At 37.2% G+C, this 20,270-nt stretch carries 22 protein-coding genes and 2 tRNA genes; 21 read left to right on the top strand and 3 right to left on the bottom strand.

Annotated features, from left to right (window positions below):
- Nucleotides 1-41: 41 nt before the first annotated feature.
- Nucleotides 42-497 (top strand): acyl-CoA thioesterase, encoded by a 456-nt coding sequence (locus KI338_RS11890; RefSeq protein WP_212921212.1) that lies wholly within the window; start codon nt 42-44, stop codon nt 495-497.
- Nucleotides 498-708: 211 nt separating this feature from the next.
- Here the strand turns inward: KI338_RS11890 and KI338_RS11885 are convergent, their stop codons facing one another.
- A complete protein-coding gene (locus KI338_RS11885; RefSeq protein WP_010099041.1) occupies nt 709-933 on the bottom strand; it encodes a helix-turn-helix domain-containing protein in 225 nt (74 codons plus the stop codon).
- Nucleotides 934-1,119: 186 nt separating this feature from the next.
- Here KI338_RS11885 and KI338_RS11880 point away from each other — a divergent pair, with 186 nt between their 5' ends.
- From KI338_RS11880 to KI338_RS11845, 8 genes are all read left to right on the top strand, one after another.
- On the top strand, nt 1,120-1,620 hold the full coding sequence (locus tag KI338_RS11880; RefSeq protein ID WP_212921211.1) for a MarR family winged helix-turn-helix transcriptional regulator: 501 nt from the start codon (nt 1,120-1,122) through the stop codon (nt 1,618-1,620).
- Nucleotides 1,621-1,653: 33 nt separating this feature from the next.
- Nucleotides 1,654-2,466: a glutamate racemase gene (gene racE / locus KI338_RS11875; protein WP_212921210.1), complete on the top strand. Its 813-nt coding sequence runs from the start codon at nt 1,654-1,656 to the stop codon at nt 2,464-2,466.
- Nucleotides 2,467-2,825: 359 nt separating this feature from the next.
- Entirely contained in the window at nt 2,826-3,902 is a 1,077-nt protein-coding gene (locus KI338_RS11870; RefSeq protein WP_212921209.1) for a GerMN domain-containing protein, read from the top strand.
- A 108-nt stretch (nt 3,903-4,010) separates the two neighbouring features.
- Nucleotides 4,011-4,775 carry a ribonuclease PH gene (rph, locus tag KI338_RS11865; RefSeq protein WP_212921208.1) on the top strand — a complete coding sequence of 255 codons (765 nt, stop codon included), beginning with the start codon at nt 4,011-4,013 and terminating at the stop codon, nt 4,773-4,775.
- Nucleotides 4,776-5,372 carry an XTP/dITP diphosphatase gene (locus KI338_RS11860; protein WP_212921207.1) on the top strand — a complete coding sequence of 199 codons (597 nt, stop codon included), beginning with the start codon at nt 4,776-4,778 and terminating at the stop codon, nt 5,370-5,372. It begins immediately after the preceding gene.
- Nucleotides 5,373-5,385: 13 nt separating this feature from the next.
- Nucleotides 5,386-5,895, top strand: a complete 510-nt coding sequence (locus tag KI338_RS11855; RefSeq protein ID WP_212921206.1) for a metallophosphoesterase — start codon at nt 5,386-5,388, stop codon at nt 5,893-5,895.
- Nucleotides 5,896-6,222: 327 nt separating this feature from the next.
- A tRNA-Gly gene (locus KI338_RS11850) sits at nt 6,223-6,293 on the top strand.
- Nucleotides 6,294-6,304: 11 nt separating this feature from the next.
- A tRNA-Arg gene (locus tag KI338_RS11845) sits at nt 6,305-6,378 on the top strand.
- Nucleotides 6,379-6,561: 183 nt separating this feature from the next.
- Here the strand turns inward: KI338_RS11845 and KI338_RS11840 are convergent.
- Both KI338_RS11840 and KI338_RS11835 read right to left on the bottom strand, forming a co-directional pair.
- Nucleotides 6,562-7,032, bottom strand: a complete 471-nt coding sequence (locus KI338_RS11840) for an ImmA/IrrE family metallo-endopeptidase (RefSeq protein WP_373306342.1) — start codon at nt 7,030-7,032, stop codon at nt 6,562-6,564.
- Between the two features lie 10 nt (nt 7,033-7,042).
- Entirely contained in the window at nt 7,043-7,366 is a 324-nt protein-coding gene (locus KI338_RS11835) for a helix-turn-helix domain-containing protein (RefSeq protein ID WP_212921205.1), read from the bottom strand.
- A gap of 308 nt (nt 7,367-7,674) precedes the next feature.
- Between KI338_RS11835 and KI338_RS11830 the strand changes: the two genes are divergently transcribed.
- From KI338_RS11830 to KI338_RS11775, 12 genes are all read left to right on the top strand, one after another.
- A complete protein-coding gene (locus tag KI338_RS11830; protein WP_212921204.1) occupies nt 7,675-7,857 on the top strand; it encodes a helix-turn-helix domain-containing protein in 183 nt (60 codons plus the stop codon).
- Between the two features lie 479 nt (nt 7,858-8,336).
- Complete coding sequence (locus KI338_RS11825) at nt 8,337-8,747, top strand: RNA polymerase sigma factor sigma-70 region 4 domain-containing protein (protein ID WP_212921307.1); 411 nt, start codon at nt 8,337-8,339, stop codon at nt 8,745-8,747.
- A 237-nt stretch (nt 8,748-8,984) separates the two neighbouring features.
- Nucleotides 8,985-9,272 carry a hypothetical protein gene (locus KI338_RS11820; RefSeq protein ID WP_212921203.1) on the top strand — a complete coding sequence of 96 codons (288 nt, stop codon included), beginning with the start codon at nt 8,985-8,987 and terminating at the stop codon, nt 9,270-9,272.
- Between the two features lie 234 nt (nt 9,273-9,506).
- On the top strand, nt 9,507-9,917 hold the full coding sequence (locus KI338_RS11815) for a sigma factor-like helix-turn-helix DNA-binding protein (protein WP_212921202.1): 411 nt from the start codon (nt 9,507-9,509) through the stop codon (nt 9,915-9,917).
- Entirely contained in the window at nt 9,910-10,401 is a 492-nt protein-coding gene (locus KI338_RS11810) for a hypothetical protein (RefSeq protein ID WP_212921201.1), read from the top strand. The genes KI338_RS11815 and KI338_RS11810 overlap by 8 nt, the downstream gene beginning before the upstream one ends.
- Nucleotides 10,402-11,011: 610 nt before the next feature.
- Nucleotides 11,012-11,464, top strand: coding sequence for a phage major tail protein, TP901-1 family (locus tag KI338_RS11805; protein ID WP_212921200.1), 453 nt, complete (start codon nt 11,012-11,014; stop codon nt 11,462-11,464).
- A 164-nt stretch (nt 11,465-11,628) separates the two neighbouring features.
- Nucleotides 11,629-11,994 carry a tail assembly chaperone gene (locus tag KI338_RS11800; protein ID WP_212921199.1) on the top strand — a complete coding sequence of 122 codons (366 nt, stop codon included), beginning with the start codon at nt 11,629-11,631 and terminating at the stop codon, nt 11,992-11,994.
- Nucleotides 11,995-12,107: 113 nt separating this feature from the next.
- Nucleotides 12,108-12,371 (top strand): hypothetical protein, encoded by a 264-nt coding sequence (locus tag KI338_RS11795; protein WP_212921198.1) that lies wholly within the window; start codon nt 12,108-12,110, stop codon nt 12,369-12,371.
- Entirely contained in the window at nt 12,368-15,514 is a 3,147-nt protein-coding gene (locus tag KI338_RS11790; protein ID WP_212921197.1) for a phage tail tape measure protein, read from the top strand. Before KI338_RS11795 ends, KI338_RS11790 begins: the two co-directional genes overlap by 4 nt.
- Before the next feature lie 5 nt (nt 15,515-15,519).
- Nucleotides 15,520-16,365 (top strand): phage tail domain-containing protein, encoded by an 846-nt coding sequence (locus KI338_RS11785; protein ID WP_212921196.1) that lies wholly within the window; start codon nt 15,520-15,522, stop codon nt 16,363-16,365.
- Nucleotides 16,366-16,396: 31 nt separating this feature from the next.
- Nucleotides 16,397-18,280 carry a right-handed parallel beta-helix repeat-containing protein gene (locus KI338_RS11780; RefSeq protein ID WP_212921195.1) on the top strand — a complete coding sequence of 628 codons (1,884 nt, stop codon included), beginning with the start codon at nt 16,397-16,399 and terminating at the stop codon, nt 18,278-18,280.
- A gap of 67 nt (nt 18,281-18,347) precedes the next feature.
- On the top strand, nt 18,348-20,186 hold the full coding sequence (locus tag KI338_RS11775) for a phage tail spike protein (protein WP_306345315.1): 1,839 nt from the start codon (nt 18,348-18,350) through the stop codon (nt 20,184-20,186).
- Nucleotides 20,187-20,270 lie beyond the last annotated feature (84 nt).

Here is a 20,270-nt window from a genome sequence, read left to right as displayed (position 1 = left end):
GTAAGGGTCTTTTTTCATCATAGAACAAAGGGAGAGATCTTATGCGGAAAATAAATTATATAGAAGACTTTGTAAAGTGGAAGGATGAATTTACATTTTCTATTCCTATCCGCATTCGTTTTTCTGAAACCGATATGTTTGGGCATGTCAATAATGTAAGCCCATTTATCTATTTTGAAGAGGCACGTATCGAATACTTAAAATCAGTCGGTTTATTTGAAAATGAATCTGATATGGAAGGTATACCTATCGTAGCAGATCTACAATGCGATTATTTAAAGCAATTATTTTTCCAGGATAGTTTAAAAATATATGTTAAGGCAGCTGAGGTTGGAAAAACATCATTTGACATCCATTACATGGGTGTTAATCAAAATGATGAAGTGTGCTTAACTGGAAGAGGACGGATTGTTTATATTAATGCGTCAACAGGTAAACCACTCGCTTTAGGAGAACAGGTAAAAGAGCGTTTATCGTCAGCGTTTCGAAGTAACTAAAAAGGATAATTAGCTAAGTATCATAATTCATTGGTTATTTACTTATACTGTGTCTAATTTAAACTACATCTTTATTCTGTGAAGACTGAGTTATTAAATTATTACTTGTTTGATAATTGTATGCAAATTCAAGAAGAATAAGTTATAGAAGTATTGGTCGATATTATCTATTCAATAAAAACCGACTTCCTTTAAGGAAAGTCGGTTTTTTCTAGAGCTTTAATTCACCCATACGGATAAGCTCTACAACTGCCTGAGAACGCCCCTTGACTCCTAATTTTTGCATAGCATTTGAAATGTGGTTACGGACAGTTTTTTCGGATATAAACAATTCCTGGGCAATTTCTTTTGTTGTTTTATCTTGAACTAAGAGCTCGAATACCTCTTTTTCCCGTTTAGTCAGTAGTTGCTTCGGTTTGTACTCGTTGTCCTTCAAATGTTAACCCCTCCTTGCTGTCATAGAGCTGCAGTACGAAGGGAAATTATTTAGTCACTAATAGCTTATGTGAGTAACACTAAACGGTGCGCACATTTCAAATAAGTATAAAATATATTAATATACCTCAATTTTTTAATTGAATTTCATGATTTTATAAATATAATATAGGTTATTCGAGCTTTTATGATAAAATATGACTATATCGATAGAAGTTCGGGAGGTAAAGACTTGGAAAATCAAATCTCAGAAGAAGCCTTAGCAAAATTAGAAAAAAAACTTCGACACATTGCTGGTGCAATCAAGCAAAATGGTCGAAAGATACTAAATAATTATCCGATAACCAATCCTCAATTTATTGCGCTTCAATGGTTACATGAGGAAGGGGATTTGACAATAGGTGAACTCTCCGCTAAAAATGGCTTAGCATTTAGTACAACAACTGATCTCGTAGACCGTATGGAAAAAAACGAACTAGTGGAAAGAGTACGGGATACGAATGATCGACGTGTTGTACGAATTCATGTACTTGAAAAAGGAAAAAGAATTATTAAAGAAGTTATAATCAAACGTCAACAATACTTAGGTGAAGTATTAGAGAATTTTACAGAAGAACAAACCAATTCATTAATTGAATTACTTGACTTACTTCATGATCAAATGAAAACTATAAATGAAAATTCGTAAATAAAAAATAACATCTTAGAAGAGGCGGTCTTTTTGAATAAACCTATTGGAGTAATCGATTCTGGTGTCGGAGGGTTAACAGTTGTTCATGAACTTATGAGACAATTACCTAAAGAACAGCTTATCTATTTGGGAGATACACTGCGTTGTCCTTATGGACCAAGATCAGCAGACGAAATAAGAACTTTCACATGGGAAATGGTAGATTTTCTATTAACGAAAAATATTAAAATGCTAGTAATAGCTTGTAATACAGCTACTGCATATACCTTAGGAGAATTACAGGAGAAATTATCAATCCCAGTAGTAGGTGTTATACTACCAGGTGCACGTGCTGCAATAAAATCAACTAAAAATAACCATGTTGGAATAATTGGGACTGAAGGTACTATCCGAAGTAATGCCTATACTCAGGCACTTCAAACAATAAAATCGGATATCGTTACCTATCCCTTAGCGTGCCCAACATTTGTTCCGATGGTGGAAAAGGGAATCCTTTCTGGTCAATTAGCAGAGAGAACCGTTGAAGAAGCATTATTGCCTTTAAAAATAAACAATGAGATGGATACATTGATTCTCGGATGTACCCACTATCCGTTACTTAAGGATGTGATCCAAGAGTCTATTGGATCACATGTTACACTAATTTCTTCTAGTGAAGAAACGGCTAGAGAAACAAGTGCCATCTTAGAGATGAACCAGTTGTTAAATGATGTTGAGGAACAATTTTCACATCAATTCTATACAACTGGTGATGTAGAGGCGTTTACATCGTTAACTAAACGGATTTTCGATAGTTCAGTAGATAACTTAAAAACGGTATCAATTGAAAAAGCTATTATATAAGCTACCAGCAAAAGCCAAATCATTGGATGTAACCTAGTTAGGTTTACACCGGATGATTTGGCTTTTGTTATGTAGTTTTTAGGAAATCATTTTGTAATTCTGAGACTGTATAGATAAACAGAACAATGGAATACATCGTAAATAATATTACCATCTTATAACATAGTTTCATTTCTCCTTTAAATATCCCAAAGGAGGGTTACAGACAACCGCAAATTTGTCTCTAAAAATCTATAGTCAATTAAGCTATTACACTAATTTTATAAACAAATTATTTTTTTATTATTTTTATTCATCAGGTCTAAATTTAAAATAGGCTCGTATATATAGTAGTACAAACCATCGTAGGAGGGAATGACATGAGAAAACGATTTATTCTGATGCTGCTTGCGCTCTTTTGTACGCTATTACTTCTAAGTGGATGTTTCCAAGGAGAACAATCCTTGCCTGATATGGACCCGCCTCCAAATGCTGAAGAAGTTGATGGTCAGAAGGATACCAAGACCAAGACAGAGTCGGACGGAAGTGAAACAAATAAAGAAACCGAGGAAGCGGAAGAAACGGTTGAACGTCAATTATTTTTACTAGATTCAAACGGATTAGTAGCACCACAGAATTTTGAATTACCAGTTCCTGAGTCAAATGAGGTTGCTCAACAAATTTTGGAGTATCTTGTGAAAGATGGTCCAGTCACTTCACTACTACCTAATGGATTCCAAGCAGTACTGCCAGCAGGAACTGAAGTGCTAGGCTTAAGTATTGAGGATGGTACAATTACAGTTGATTTATCTGAGGAATTTAAGGAATATGCTGCTGAGGATGAAGTGAAAATACTAGAAGCAATGACATTTACACTAACACAGTTTGATAGTGTGGAGCGGGTAAAGCTTCGTATTAATGGCGAAGAGCTTAAGGAAATGCCTGTTAGTGGTACATCTATTGCAAATGGCTATACAAGAGCAAATGGTATTAATATCGTTCCATCAGATACAGTGGATTTAATAAATGGAAAAGCGGTTACGATGTACTTTCCAACAGAACATGATGATAAACAATATTTTGTTCCTGTAACACAGTATATAGAGGCAAAGGATGGAAATATTCATCAAGCAATTGTAGAGGCACTGATTGATGGACCTGCCTACGATACGAATCTTATGCATGTCTTTAATAATACAACAATGCTAGTGGATAACCCGAAATTGGATAGCGGTGTACTAGAAATTGTATTTAACCAAAATGTCTTAAAAGACATGGAGAGCGGTGTAATTGCGGATGAAGTAATGGAGACCCTAGTGCGTACATTAACAGAGCAAGAGTCTGTTGAAGCAGTTAATGTGAGAGTAGAAAATGTCGAGCAAATTGCAAATGAAAGTGGAGAAGTTTATACAAAGCCTGTAACAAGAGACGTTTTCACACCATCACAAAAGTTTTAATCGAAGAGGAGCGGGAATGCTCCTCTTGTTTTTTTACATTTCAATGGAAAAAGGATGAATCAAGAACAGAAAATATGATAAGCTAATTTGAGATAAGGAGGATTTTACATGAGAAACGATCAACGAAGTGAAAATAGTTTAAGACCTATTACAATTACAACAAATTTTATCAAACATCCCGAAGGCTCTGTATTAATTCAAGTAGGCGAAACAAAAGTGATTTGCAATGCAACCATTGAAGACAGAGTCCCTCCTTTTATGCGCGGACAAGGAAAAGGGTGGGTAACAGCTGAATATGCCATGCTACCTCGCGCAACTCAGGATCGAAATATTAGGGAATCTTCTAAGGGCAAAGTATCAGGTAGAACAATGGAAATACAACGACTGATTGGTAGAGCACTACGCTCAGTTGTTGATTTAGAGCAAATTGGAGAAAGAACTGTTTGGATTGACTGTGATGTAATTCAGGCTGATGGGGGAACGAGAACAGCTTCTATTACGGGTGCATTTGTAGCAATGGTTCTTGCATTTGGCAAGTTACTAGACAATAACACATTGAAAAAAATGCCCGTTACTGATTTTCTTGCTGCTACCTCTGTAGGAATATTACCAGATGGAACGGAGATCTTGGATTTAAATTATGAGGAAGATTCTCATGCCAATGTCGATATGAATGTGGTGATGACAGGGGCAGGAGAATTTGTAGAGATTCAAGGAACTGGCGAGGAAGCTACATTTTCCATGAATCAATTACATACCCTATTGGGACTTGCAAATGACGGATTAGCAACTATTTTTAGCATACAAGAAGAAGTGTTAGGAGATTTAGCTGGTCGTATCGGTGAAACCTTAAAGGGACAGGATGGAAAATAAATGAAGCAATTAATTATCGCCACTAAAAATAAAGGGAAAGCTGAAGAATTCAAGATAATGTTCGCCAAGTATGGGATTAATGCTATTTCTTTGCTAGAGCTAGAGGAAGATATACCTGATATCGAGGAGACCGGTTCAACCTTTGAAGAAAATGCTGCATTAAAGTCAGAGGGGATTATGAAGCTATTAAATATACCGGTAATGGCTGATGATTCTGGCCTAATGATTGATGCACTAGATGGTAGGCCAGGAATATTTTCTGCACGGTATGCCGGGGAGCCAAAGGATGACCAGGCGAATATAGTAAAAGTATTAAAGGAATTGGAAAATGTACAGGACCCTAATCGCACTGCACGATTTGTTTGTGTCCTATCAGTTTCTATACCTGGGCAACCAACACTGTTTAAAAAAGGAAGCTGTGAAGGGAAAATAGCGCTTGCCGAGAGCGGTAGTCATGGCTTTGGTTATGATCCGATTTTTATCCCTGAAGGCTATGAGCAAACAATGGCTGAGCTAGAGCCTAATATAAAGAATAAAATTAGTCATCGATATCACGCCATGGTTCAATTAGAAGAATGGATTCAAAATTTAAGCTAGTGGAGTGAAGAGCATGACAAAGGTTGTAATCATGAGTGATAGTCATGGGTTAACAAATGAAATAGTGACAATTAAAGAACGAGAAAAAGCAGATTATATGATTCATTGTGGTGACTCCGAACTTAGTGAGGAAGCATTGGAGCTAGAAAATGTCATCACGGTAGCCGGAAATTGTGATTTTTATGGAAGATTTCCTAATGAACAAAAGATAGAAATTGGTGGACTATTATTTTTTGTAGTTCACGGTCACTTACATCAAGTAAAAAGTAGCCTTATGAGTCTTTCTTACCGTGCTGAAGAGGAAAGTGCTGATGTTGTATGTTTCGGTCATTCTCATATAGCTGGGGCAGAAAAGGTTGGAGACAAGCTTTTTCTTAATCCAGGTAGTATTAGACAACCACGCATAAGACCTGAAAAAACTTATGCAGTTTTACAATGGGAAACAAAAGATTCAATCAAGGTTAACTTTTTAACGATAGATGGTACACAACTTGAGGATTTATCATTTACAACTTCTATTTAGTGAGTGAAGGATGTTTCTAATATATAGAATCATCCTTTCACTAAGTTTTCCGTAAATTGTAACTTTAAATTTTACTGTTGACAATAATATATAAAGTACATATAATAAGTCTTGTGACTAAAAACAAGTTAGTTAATTTAAATTAACAAAATAGCTTTTCATTTTTTATATGCGGGTGTAGTTTAATGGTAAAACTCCAGCCACGAGCTTTGCTTCTACCGAATATGCTACGAGTTGCCCCGAAGAATAAACATCTTTGAATATGCTTGTAGATGCAGGGGCATGTTTTTCGTAAATCCAATTTTAATATTTTTCACTTACTCATATGCGGGTGTAGTTTAATGGTAAAACTCCAGCCTTCCAAGCTGATGTCGAGGGTTCGATTCCCTTCACCCGCTCTTCTACATATGTCCCAGTAGCTCAGCAGGATAGAGCAACAGCCTTCTAAGCTGTGGGTCGGGAGTTCGAATCTCTCCTGGGACGTTAACAAAACCCTTGTAAACTATGAGTTTACAAGGGTTTTTATTTTTAGGTATTCTTATTCTATTTGGATACTATTTTCTATGTTTCATTTCTACGAATTCCTTTTCATATCTTGATGTGTTAGTCAGAACTAGCATTATTATCACTAAAAACAAAACGTATGTTCTGTTTTTGTGTAAAAAATTATATGTCTTCAAACCATTCGATTACTCCTAATGGATTGAAGCATATGGTATAGCCCTCGTAATTAATTGCATCGCCATATTTCTCTTGATATCTTTCAAGAGCTCTTTCTAAAAATGATTCTGTAACTCCTAAAAATTCCGCAAACTCATATTTATTTATAATTCGTTCTTTATGTGCTTGTATAATCTTGGATAAAGGAACTATTTTTTCATAAGCCCAGGATCGAGCCCGTTGTTCTTGTTTGCGATTGTTAATCTTTGATTGATCGAGTATATTACCTACTGAGGTTTTATAATGGCCCATCTCCTCCGCAAGAATGCAATATTTCTCAGCGTAAGTTGGAAGGGACTTGTTCATCCATATAACATTATCACTATATAGACCTTTAATTTGTCCTTTCAGATATCTTTCGTAAACAGACAACCCTAAAGATGAAGCTTCATCTAAAAGCTTTTCATACTGCATCATTAAGCACCCCCTATTGTTGTCTTTTTGTTTTAATGAATTCCTTAAATCGTTCTATCTCTTCTAATTCTTCTTCTGTCCAATCTTCTCCATCGTGATGGGCAGCAATGGTAGATGGTTCATTTTCTACATTAATAACTTGTTTATCAGTACGGCCAAGGAGATAGTCGACAGAAACATTAAAGAAGTCTGCAACCTTTTTAACATTTTCAATCTTTGGTGATGAAGTATCCCAACGACGAATTTGTCCGTTAGAGATACCTACTTTTCTCTCTACTTCTGCAAAAGTTACTTTTTTTTCGTCACATAGAGTTTTAATTCGTTGTACTAAACTCATATATATCAACCTTTCTATAACTTAAAACGAAATATATTGGCTTTCACGCTATCTATTGTTGACAAATAGCGCAAAAGCTAATATAGTATGTTTATAAGCTAATTTATTAGCCAAAGAGAGTAAAGAAATTCCCGACCATTTTGTATACTATTCTTTCCTAGAAGAATGGGATAAATGTATTATTTCAAGGCTTTTTCAAGTCTTATTTATCTATGCCTATATAATAGCATATAAGCTAATGTAGGTCAATTATTTTTAGCAAGTTAGCTAATAAATTAGCTATTCTCTATAAAGAAGGAGGTAGAGTCATGTCAGAAGATTCGGGAGTAATGGTCAGATCGATATTATTTAAACGGAGGATGAGTCAGAAGGAGTTAGCTTATATAGTTGGTATTTCAAATGCCTATTTATCTGACATTATCAATGGTAGAAAAAATGGACCAAAGGTGCAAGAACATATTAAACACATTAAAAAAATTTTAGGTGTTTAGAAGTTGAGGTTAAAAGGTTTAGCTATTTCAGGTGTAGCTAGTTCAATTGAAGAAGTGAAATGATAGAAGAGAGTGAGCAAAGAGAGTTAGTAGAAGTGTAGCTAACAAATACATTTGATTATTCGCTGAAATTTAAAAGAGTGGACGAGCAGTACTAGTTATCAAAGATATTCAAATTAGGCGAAAGAAAAACCCACTGACGGGAATCAGTGAGCCTAAATAAAACATTATCAAACATATTGTAGCATATAGGTTGGTGATAATCATTAATTTATTTCCAAACCTAATAGAACATATCTTCTTGACTGGATGCAACAAGTGTATCAGATTTAGTTATAAATACAGGGCATTAAAACTTTCTATATTAAATTTACGAACAATAGGTGGAGAATATTAACCAAGTAATCTAGAAATAGGTATAGCTTGAATTACAAGGATTAAAAACGATTTCTTATGGAAGGAAAAGGTGGTAGAGAATGATGTATCAATGGATAAAGGACTATCAACAATTACAACAGGATATGGATTATCTTGAATATCAAATAGCAAGAAACAAGAAGGAATTAAAAAGGTGGACTTCCGGAGATCTGCAAAATGTAAAGTTAAATGATAAGTCAGTAGCTGCTAATCTTGAAAATACTATATTTGAACTAGAATATGAATTAGCTCATAAAATGAATGATTTATATGATGCTAAGAAATTAATTAGTTCTTTTAAAGGAATAGATCATCAGATCCTTTATCAAAAATACGTAGAAGATAGGACCTTAGAAAGCATTGCCGAACAATTAAACTATAGTGCTGGGTACATTTATAAAAAACATGCTGAAATAATGAGAGTGTTGAAGTTTGCTCATGACCTAAACTTGACCTTTTCTAGCAGTAAATAGTAGGAATGTTTTCTATTGATAAAACGTTTTATAGTAATAGCATACCAGTTTGTCAAAGGACATCTCTTTGTGAGATGTCTTTTATTCTTTGTAAAGTAGGTGAGGCTGTAAACTTGATCATCAAAATAACTAAGTTATTAATTCTACTGTTAATGGGTAACACAGTTTGTCGAGAAAGCGTTTTTTAGCAATACATCTAAACGCAGTATCTACGTGTTCAAGAAGGAGGATGAATAAATGAACGTGTTTATTGACGCACTAAAGCTGACCGGCTACGCAATGTTGGTTGTATTCCTAGTTCCAGTAATCATTACGATCGCAGCTTACGTCGGATATTTCTTCGGACTAATCGTATCAGTCTTTGCTGGCGGAATCCTTACCGGTGTTTTGCCGATAACTACTGAAGCAATTCCTCATATTACTGCATGGTTATTTGTTTTTGGTTTAATTGTAACCTACCGTTGGGGAAGTGAAAAAATGAATAGTTCCATTGAACAACCAAATAAAGAAGTGAAGCTAGAATAAGGGGAACTTGAAGAAATGGTTTTGCGACTAATAATCAAAACAAAGAAATCTCTTGAAGAGTATGAGTTAGATAGCGAAGAAAAAAGTTAATAAGCAAACTTTACTAACAGATTGATTTTAGAAAATAAAACTTTGTCCCAATCTTATGAACAAGGTTGATGGTACATTTCCAACAAATAAAAAAACATCGAATTCAACCTTATAAACAATATAAAAGGAATGAAGAAAGGGGAGTTGATTATTATAGTTTCAACTACGATCGATTTAACTGAAAAGGAACGAAGGATAGACGAAGCCTATGCACTTGATAATCCGGAAGGTGTTCGTTTACTATTATCCGACTATCACGCGCTAGTTAAAAGGCAATATGATGGAGATACAGATGCGATTGTGATATTAGCGGACCTTAGTACTGCGATTGAGTTAGCACACTTAACGTATCGCCAAAAAAGTGCCATAAACTGTGTATTTATCAAAGATTGGACACAGGGACAGACAGGTAGGGAGTTAGGGATTTCGCAGCAAGCTGTAGGAAATTATATCGCAACAACCCTTTCTAAAATTGCAGCTGTGTTCGAATATTGGGCGAAGCATGACGAGGGATATCGATTAAGTTATGGAAAGGGGAATCTGGGAAATGATTGACTTCACAAGTGATTATAAATCGAAACTTAATGAGGTTATCGACAACCTTTATGAAAACAAATCGAAAATGGATCGTAATCAGCGAATGTGGCTGGTTCAGTATTATACGGATGAGTACTTTAGACAAGTAGGAGAACGTCCAGATGTAAGTGCATTAAACCGATTGGCGACGTTAATATTAGACGATGAGATAACGAATCCTGATGTATATAAGATGACACATATCGAATATCCGATTATGAGCCAGAGACAAGAGGCTAGGCGAAATAAAACGCAAGTATCGATAAAATGGGCGGATGAGGTTGGTACAGATGGAAAGGACTACCGCCAAAAGTCTCGGGAAATGAATCGGAGAAAAATAAACATAATAAATGAACATTTACGTGATACTGACATACATGCACAAAATATGGAAAAATTGAGGAGATATATGGAATTTACGAAGGTTCAACCGGTAATTACTTATAATTCACGAGTAATTTAGCGAAAAAGTATTGTATTTTATGACTTCTCACGGCTATACATTATAGAGGCAGTTTTTACCACCGCTTGCTAAACAAAAAGTGGTACTTTGTTCTGTCCAAAAATATAACCTAAAAGGGGAGATGATGTATCATGGCGTACAAAAATTTGTAAGAAATATACGGGGTTTGATTTTCTGTGGAAGAAATCGGACCGGAATACGGACAAACAAGGAGTTGAAAAACCAGTGAAGATAGGCGGTGAATATTAAGATCAGCACTTATATTATGTAAGACGAAATAATATTAGACGGTATCACCGTTGAAGAAATTAAGAATAACCTTGAATACAAATCAAGACAATATAAGCTTGCAGAGACAAAATTCCTTTCGGCTTTGGTTTTGCTTATAGCTTTCAAAAAAACTAGAAACAAGGTGAAATACACGAAATGCTTTTATCCGTGGACTCACTATATATAACCTCGGGCGAATCAACGTCCGGGCTTTTTCATGTGGAAGTAACGAAAGAAGTACCGCTAAGTGCGGCTGAACTTCGAATAAAATGAAAATGCACTGACTTTATTTCGATATGAGGTCAATCATTTCACATAAAAATAAGGAGGAAAATTAATTATGGCAGTTGAATTTAGAGGAGAAGAATTTCTTTATTTAGTTGAGGTTCCAAGCGACACAGAAGGAGAAACAACTAGAACTTATCGCCTATTTAACCAAACAAGTGGATCTACAACTTCTGAAGCGGACGCTATTGATTTAAGTACAAAGGATAAGAGTGGGTCTGATTATGGTAATGTAACGCAATCCATCTCGGTAGAAGGCGTATTAACTGAGGGAGACACCGCTATCGCCTATGTTAAAACAGCACAACGACAAAGGAAATTCGTAAAGATTATTGAAGTTAATACGAGAACTATGACTACGGAAGCTGGAAACTATATGATATCATCTTTCGAAAGATCCTTCTCAAACGGTGAACATGCAACTTATACGTTAGAGGGTTCACTAAACGGTTCAATTCAAGAGGGTACACTAGCAGAACTTCCGGAAGGCGCATCTGATAATAACTAGTAACCCTAGTGTACTTGGGGAGGTTACAGAATCGTCTAGAGTGACCCTCTATACCGTAGTGAAAGAATCTATGGACGAGATGTAGACAAGGAAAAAAAGTAATTAATGGCGGGATTATCCCGCCTTTTATATAAAAATCGAAAAATAATCGGAGGCTTATCAATATGAAACTTTTTGAAATAAATGGCGAAGAGCATGAATTAAAGATAACACTAGAAAGCGTAAAATACTTAAATGGTCTATACGAAGGTGGTGCCTTTATGCTCATTCAAAAAGCACTGTCTGGGGACATAGATACGTTTGTATCAATTGTACATGCGGGATTATTCCACACGAAAAAAGGGTTTAAAAAATCGGACGTTGAAAAGGCGATTGAGCAAGGAATTAGTCAAGAAAAAATCGATTTAGACTTCATTAATCAAGTGTCCTATGGAGTTGTGGCTGAGAGTTTTTTCTACAAGAAGACGGTAGACAAGATGTTCCAAAAAGATCCGAAGGCGAAGAAACAAATCGAAGCACTAATGAAGTAACCGTCGATCAAGATGCTGGATATATCGAGGTTGAAGAGTGTATCCGTCACGGTTGGCGGTATCTAGGATTAGAGCCCTACAAAATACTCCGCATGACACACCGAGAATTTGCGATGATATGCGAAGAAAACGTCGAGCGTACACACGATGAAAATGAACGCCAAGCTATGTACGCAATTATGTATGCAGCGGCATCTCGAGGAAAAGGAAAGCACGGTAAATTGCCGAAGCCGGATGAGTTATACAGACGCCCTACAGAAGAAGATATGACAAAAACAAAGGTCAAGAGTGTCCTTGAAAAACAAGTACGTGCACAAGAATGGCTAGGGCAATTTGATTTAACGAAATTAACTGGAAAGGAGGTTGATGCTAAATGATAGGAAACGTGTTAGTTCGGGTAGGTGCAGATGTATCCAACTTCCAGCGTAATCTTAAGATCGTAGGTAAGGATTTACAAGATTTAGGTGGTAAGTTTGAGTCGACAGGAGCCTCAATTACCAAAATATTTGGCGACATAAAGGTTGCTTCCTTAGCTGGAATCGGCATAGCAGTTAAGGCTGCGAGTGATTATGAATTAGCTTTCGCTGGTGTTCGTAAGACTACAAAAGCAACTGAAGCAGAATATGCCAAGCTATCAAAAGGTATCCGCGATATGGCGAATGAAATTCCGGCAAGTTCAGAAGAAATCGCTTCTGTAGCAGAAATAGCTGGGCAGTTAGGGATTAGTAAGGACCACCTGTTAGACTTTACGCGAGTTATGATTGATATGGGAGTAGCTACAAATATAAGTGCGGATGATGCAGCTACTGCACTTACGAGATTTGCGAATATTACGGGGATGTCAATGGAAGATATTGACAGGCTCGGGAGTACGGTTGTCCATCTAGGTAACAATTTGGCGACCACTGAGGCGGAAATTGTGGAAATGGGACTTAGACTTGCTGATACCGGTAATCAAATCGGACTATCCGAAGCACAGATTCTATCGTTCGCAGGTGCGTTATCATCAGTTGGTATAAATGCCGAGACTGGAGGTACAGCGTTCTCGCGCGTATTTCTAAATATGAACAATGCAGTATTGGACGGAGGAAAAGAACTCGAAAAATTTGCGAAAGTAGCCGGAATGTCGTCTAGCGACTTTAAGAAAGCTTTTGAACAAGATGCGGCAAACGCTCTTATCGCATTCATTGGTGGACTTGATAAATTATCAAAAGGTGGCGCCAATACAGCCGAAGTCTTATCGGATTTAGGACTTGGAGAAACTCATGTTAAAGACACTTTGTTACGCGCTGCTGGAGCTTCTAACGTATTTACTGATGCACTTCAACTAGGTAATGTAGCTTGGGACGAAAATAGTGCACTAACGAGGGAGGCTGGGGAACAATACGGAACCTTCGCGTCCAAGGTGAAAGTCTTACGAAACCGTTTTAAAGATATAGTTACTGCCATCGGAGGTCCATTTATGGAAACTTTAAGCGGAATGATTGACGTATTTGACCCAGTCATTTCCGCCTTCGCTAGATTCGCAGAATGGTTCGCAAACTCTAGCGATAACACAAAGACGTTTATAACGACAATGGTGATAGTTGGAGCGGCATTAGCAGCACTTGCAACAGGATTTGGAACATTACTGATGTTCGTAGGTTCGGTAATAACTTCAATTGGAGCCATAGTAGCTCCTATGGGACTGGCTGGATCAATGGTATTAAAATTTATAGCAATATTTTTGGGTATTGGAATTTTAATACCGATCATAGCAGGGCTTGCAGTAGTTATCGTAAAAAACTGGGACAGTATTCGTGAAAAAACTTTCGAAATGGTAGGAGCTGTCTCTAAATCATTATCCGGATTTACTAGTGCAGTAAGTGAAACATTTAAAAAGTTCGGGTCTGGTGCATTAAATGGGGTAATGGAAGGATTTGGATTTGTTGCGGATTTGGTTGGGGCAGGATTCGAGAAGATGCAGGACGCAGGATTGTCCTTTTTTGACATAGTGAAGAAGGTAGCTAGTTTTCTTCCATCATTATTAACCACCTTTTTAGGTCTAACTGGTCCTATTGGATGGTTAATTGGGGGACTAATGTTCTTAGCGACTAAAACGAACATTGTAAGCGACATGTTTAAGGTGTTTAAAGGTGAAATGGAATTTTCGGAAGCCATCAATAACATGGCTACAATGGCGTCGGAGTTTATTATAAATTTAGCGGAGATGGCAACCGGAGCTATTGTGAAGGGTAGTGAAATCATGGTTAACCTAATAAAGGGGTTAACGGATTCCCTTCCACAAATAATTGAGACTGCTACAGAAATTATTTCTACATTACTCGATGCGTGGGTCGAGGCAATTCCGATGTTATCAGAAACGGCAATAACATTGATAAACGCACTAGTAGAAGGTATTACCTTAGCTTTACCTGGTTTACTAGAAAGTGCAATTTTGATTATCACTACGTTAGTTTCGGGGATTGTCGAAGTACTACCAACCTTGATTGAAGTAGGTATTGAGGTTTTAACCACCATAATTGAAGCGATTGTAGGCGCACTGCCTATGTTAATTGAAGCTGCAATATTGCTGATAACATCGTTACTAGACACCTTGATTGAAAATTTACCGATGATTATAGACGCCGGTATATTATTATTAACTAGCCTAATTGACGGTATCATCGAAACATTACCTGCTTTAATTGACGCGACACTTCTCTTAATTACCTCGTTATTGGACGCGTTAATTACAAATCTACCTGTGATAATCGAGGCTGGGATCAAGATTTTAGTTGCGTTAGTTGAGGGGTTAATTACTTCGCTACCACAACTACTCGCAGCCGCAATTATACTCGTATGGGAGCTCCTAAAAGGAATCGGTAAAATGATTCCACAAATAATCATTATGGGCGGAAAATTAGTCGTAGAATTAGTAACTGGATTACTTGGATCAATCGAAAAGTTAGGGGAGGCTGCATTAGAACTTGGAAAAGAATTTTTAAGTAGAATTGGTGGATTTGTCGGAGATATGCTCAAAGCCGGAAAAGACTTAATTAGTGGTCTTATCACAGGCCTTTTAGAAAAGAAGGAAGAGGCGATCGCTAAAGTAAAGGAAATCGGAAGTAATATCAAAAATGCGATTACCAACTTCTTCGGAATCAAATCTCCGTCGCGTGTGTTCCGTTATCAAATAGGACAGATGCTCGGTGAGGGATTAATCCTTGGTATGCAAGACGAATTATCTGCTATTGCAAAAATGGCGCAAAAAATTTCCGAAGCTGCAACACCGGAGCAACCAAAACTAGCAGGAATTGATGTAGGTGATTTTCTCGGTCACGCCAATCAAATAACGGCCCAAATGCAGGCGAATTTAGTAGGGGAAGATCAAGGAGTCAATAGAGGAGACACGTATAATTATAGAGGTATGCTTGAAGGTGCCACATTTATTGTTCGTGAGGAAGCGGACATCAATCGGATAGCTGAGAAATTGGCGCAAAAAACAAAAGAAGCTAAAGTTAGGAAAGGGCGGAGGTGATTCGCATGTCCAATTATACGTTTATAGGAGATCCACTGTCGGAATCTAGCGTAAGTATTAACGGTATAAGGTTAGCGGACTTCGGCGTTCACTTACTCGCCGATTCCGAAGAACCTGCGCTACCACAAACACGGGATAAGACGCTTGTTATTCCGGGTAGGCATGGCGAATATAATTTTGGAAGTTATTTCGATGCGCGTCAGTTAAATTTATCATGTGGTTTTAACAACCAAGCGACATTAGCAGACGCGCAACAATTAATACGCGAATTGAATACGATGTTGCTCGACGAGTATGGGCGACCGAAAGAAGTCGAATTAGTTTACGATTATGAACCAGATAAATTGTATAAGGCGACTCTTAGCGGTGTGGTACCGGTTAACCGAATATCGCGTGCTGGTACGTTTGTATTGCCGCTGAAAGCAAGTGACCCGTTCGCTTACTCACGAATATATGCGGATGAAATCGTATGGGGTAGCGATGTGGTGACGTTTGAATATAATTACCTTCTTGGACACCATGGACTTGGTGGAGCGATTGATATTACTTCGCCTAAGGCATTTATTATTACCGTGGATGGTTATAACGTTAAACCGAAATTCGAAATCGAAGGGTCAGCGACTAGTCTTAATATAAGTGCAAATGGAAATACAATCGCTTTACCGCCATTTAATAACGAAACTTGGAAGATAGATTGCGAGAATTACACGGCGGTAAGAAACGGAGTTAATGTATTTGGTGACCTAAGTTTTGGCGAATTTGTTCTTTATTCAGGAGAGAATCAAGTAAGTATTGGTGGTAACGGTATAAACATTAAAATGCGAGTTAAATTCCGAGACAAATATATGTAAGCCTTATTGGGCGTAGGAGGGAAGGTTAAATATGGCGGAATTAATTAACAAACAAGACTCGCTCAACAAAGGGCGGGTGAAAATAAACGAGAGCATCTTGGCGAGTGAGCGTGCGGAGCAAAATTCGACCGAGGCGCTGAATACTGCAAATGAGGCAAAGGAACTTTCGGAAGATACTCAGACACAACTTGATACTATTGTTATTAATGGTGACTCTAGCGTTGAGGCAGCACAGGCTAGGGTAGATGAAAATGGATACGCATATCTTAAATTGAAAGCAAGGTTAGATACAGAACACAGTCAAGTTACATCATCTATAGAAAACACAAATATAGATTTGAAAGAACGAGGGATTAATATAAAAACACTTGGTGCTATTGGGGATGGTGTGGCAGATGATACGCAAATTATTCAGTATGCATTAAACTTAGCTAAAAGTAGTAATGTTCATATTTTCATCCCAAGTGGTACTTACAAAATAACATCAGTATTGAATGTTTATAGTAATACGCATATCACATTGGATAGTGATGCAACAATACTCCGAGCGCATGATGGCTCTTTTTTTCTAAATGGTGAATATGGTGGCAACTATACCGGCTATGAGGGAAATGGGAATATTACCTTTGAAGGCGGAACTTTGGATGGAAACATTATAAATTTCCCTTCAAATTTTAGTGGAATCAGTTTAGGACATGGGAAGAATATTACAGCTAGAAATATGGTATTCAAAGATATGATATTCGGACATTGGTTTGATGTTTCCGGTTGTTCTGATGTACTGATTGAAAATTGTCAATTTCTGGGATACAAAGATTCTGGTGGGAGGGAATATTCGGAAGCTATTCAAATTTCTTCACATTCAGAAGGGGGATTTCCCGCTTTTGGGAGTTATGATAGTACTCCAAGTAGAAACGTAACTATAAAAGACTGTTATTTTGGCTCTAGCGGTACAGAAGGAACAACTGCTTGGGCGGTTGGTGTAGGGGATCACGGGCAAGTGGACGGAGTTTATAATTCAAATATAAAAATTATTGGGAATACGTTTGAAAACTTGACTTATGCAGGTGTTCGTATTTTTAAATACAGAGACACAATAATACAAAATAACTCTTTCTTAAATTGCCAAAGAGGTGTAATAATTTCTAATCCATCTACTATTGTCGAAACTAGTAAAAATATCATTATTGACAATAACATTTTCAGAAATACTATTGGGAGAGATATTGAAGCGGGAGCCTGGTTTGTTGGTGGGGTAGTCTCAAAAATGGAATCCATTGTAATTAGAGGAAATATCTTTGATAATGACATACCTTCTTTAACGGATTCCATTTTTATCCGGTTAGCAGATAATGTTTCAATTGAATCCAATATTTTTAAAAATGTTTATCGTGCTGCTTACCTTCTCTATGTCTCAAATATGAATTTTGTTAAAAATAAAATTACAGATGTTGTTAGGGAAACAGTGTTTACAGATGAACCTGACGTTGGCTTTCGTAATATGGGGTTAACATCAAATTTTATTATTGAAGGTAATATTATTAATGGCACAGGACGGCACGGTTTATATGTAGCTTATGTTAAAGGATTTTCTATAAATAATAATGTAATAAATTCTCCAGCTATAGAAACTGATAATACTAGAAGTGGTGTTTTATTAACATCATCCTCTTCTGATGGTTTTATTGCGCATAATAAAGTCAGAATGAACGTGAGTGGTAATCAAAACCAGTATGGCGTACAATCTACTGCTACTACATCAAATATTCAGTTGTTTAATAATGATTTAGAAGGAAAAACAGGAAAGCAAAACTTACGGGGGGCGAATGTATTCGATGGATTTTATATTACTGATAGTGTAGGTGTTAGACGAATCGTAACCGTAAATACTAGCGGCACTTTAGTGGTTAATTAACCGAATTAAATAGCGAAATTTTCATAGATACCATTTCCGAGGTGTCTATTATTAGGAGGTATGTCCTATATTAATTATAAAAGACAAAAACATGACCAAGATAGGCGTACTCGAAAACGCCTTCGATATATCCGTTACTAGACGCGTCAATGAATTGTGGACCGCGTCTTTTTCTTTGCCTAAAAACGACAAAAAGAATGATTTATGTTCGCACCTATATTACGTAGACATCACGTCACCTACCGGACGATACTATGGACTTTACCGCATAATGCCGACGATGACATCGAAGTCGGAATCGGACGATAAAATAACGTACACCTGTCATCACGTATTGTCAACGCTTATGGACGATGTACTAGACGGTTATCATCAATTTACGAATCAGACTACGCGGTATGTATTGCAGGCGCTACTTGACCGCCAAGAAACGAAACATTGGCGATTAGGTGACGTTGATTTTACAAGATACTTCCACTACGCCTTCGAGAATGAGAACGGATTACTAGCGCCAATACTATCGATACCAGAACCGTTTAACGAACCTTTTGAGTTTACCTTTGATACTACCTCGTATCCGTGGACGCTTAACTTAAAGCGCGCACCTGATGATGTAAAGGCGGAAATCCGTTGGGGAAAGGATATGATTTCGTTCGAGGAAGTATCCGACCCATCGTCGATTGTTAACTATATTATTCCGAAAGGTAGTGGAGAAGGCGTTAATCGACTTACTATCGCGGACGTTAACGGAGGTATGCGTTATTTAAAAGATGACGAATCAATCGCGAAATGGGGAAAGATTTCGTATATTTGGATTGACCGGCGGTTTGAGGACGCAGAGTCCTTAAAAGCGTCAGCGCAAGCTCTCCTCGACAAATGGAAAGAGCCGACGATTTCTTTTACGGCTAATGCAGCGGACTTATCCGTCCTACCGGAATATGCGCATGAACGGCGAGTATTAAACGGAGTTACGCGGATAATAGTCGAAAATAAAACGTATTATGGACGTATTATTGAAGAGAACATTCCGGACTTATCCGAGGAATATAACGTCGATTATAAAATCGCAAATAGACTTGATGATATTACGACTATACAGGCGGATATCGAACGTAAACAGCAGATTAACGATGCGTATTCGCAAGGTGCTACGAATATTAACGTTATCCCATATAACGAGAACTGCGATCCAAATTTTCCTGCGATTATTGAATTTCCGTTTCCAGCTGATATGGTATATGTTAATGAATCAAAATTACGTATAAGAACTAGTCCGTTTCGTACCCACGTAAGGGCTACTAGAGCAGGTGGTCAGTATTTGCGTGAAAGTATAGTTGAGGCGAAAACTACGGCAGCGGGAGGAGGAGTTACCACAAGTGCTGGAGGAGGTCAAACTACTTCTGCTGGCGGTGGAGTTAATACATCAAGTGGCGTAGGTGACTTTCAACCTGGCGCATTTGTATTAACTGAGGATCCGGAAGGTCCGAATTACGATTATCATTTCCATAGACTAAACACAATTCACTTACAACATAGGCATACTTTAACATTGCAACCACATACACACACAGTATCTAATCACACACATCAAGTGCCTAATCATACACATGACTTTAGTGTCACCATTCCAGCCCTTAACATCCCGGCTCATACACACCCTATGGAATATGGTATTTATGAATATGATAAACTTCCAACTAAGCTAGTAGTTAAAATTGACGGGGTTGAGGTTCCATTTAATATGTTAGACGGAGAAATAGACCTTACAAAATACCTTCGTAAAGAGGGTGGAAAGGTCACAAGGGATTGGCATACTGTAGAAGTTATACCAAATGATTTAGCACGAATTGATTTAGTGTTAATTAATCGCTTCTTCTGTCAGTCGCATGTAGGACAACAACTTTAAAACATTAAAATAATGATACCTTTTCCTATATTCACGTAGGTAAGGATATAAAGAATCTATCCCGAAACAAACAAACTTTAACTA

It is taken from the genome of Ornithinibacillus bavariensis (assembly GCF_018333235.1).
GTDB lineage: Bacteria > Bacillota > Bacilli > Bacillales > Amphibacillaceae > Ornithinibacillus > Ornithinibacillus bavariensis.
The sequence above is the reverse complement of the archived record's forward strand: the minus strand, read 5'-3'. Positions and strand labels throughout refer to the sequence as shown.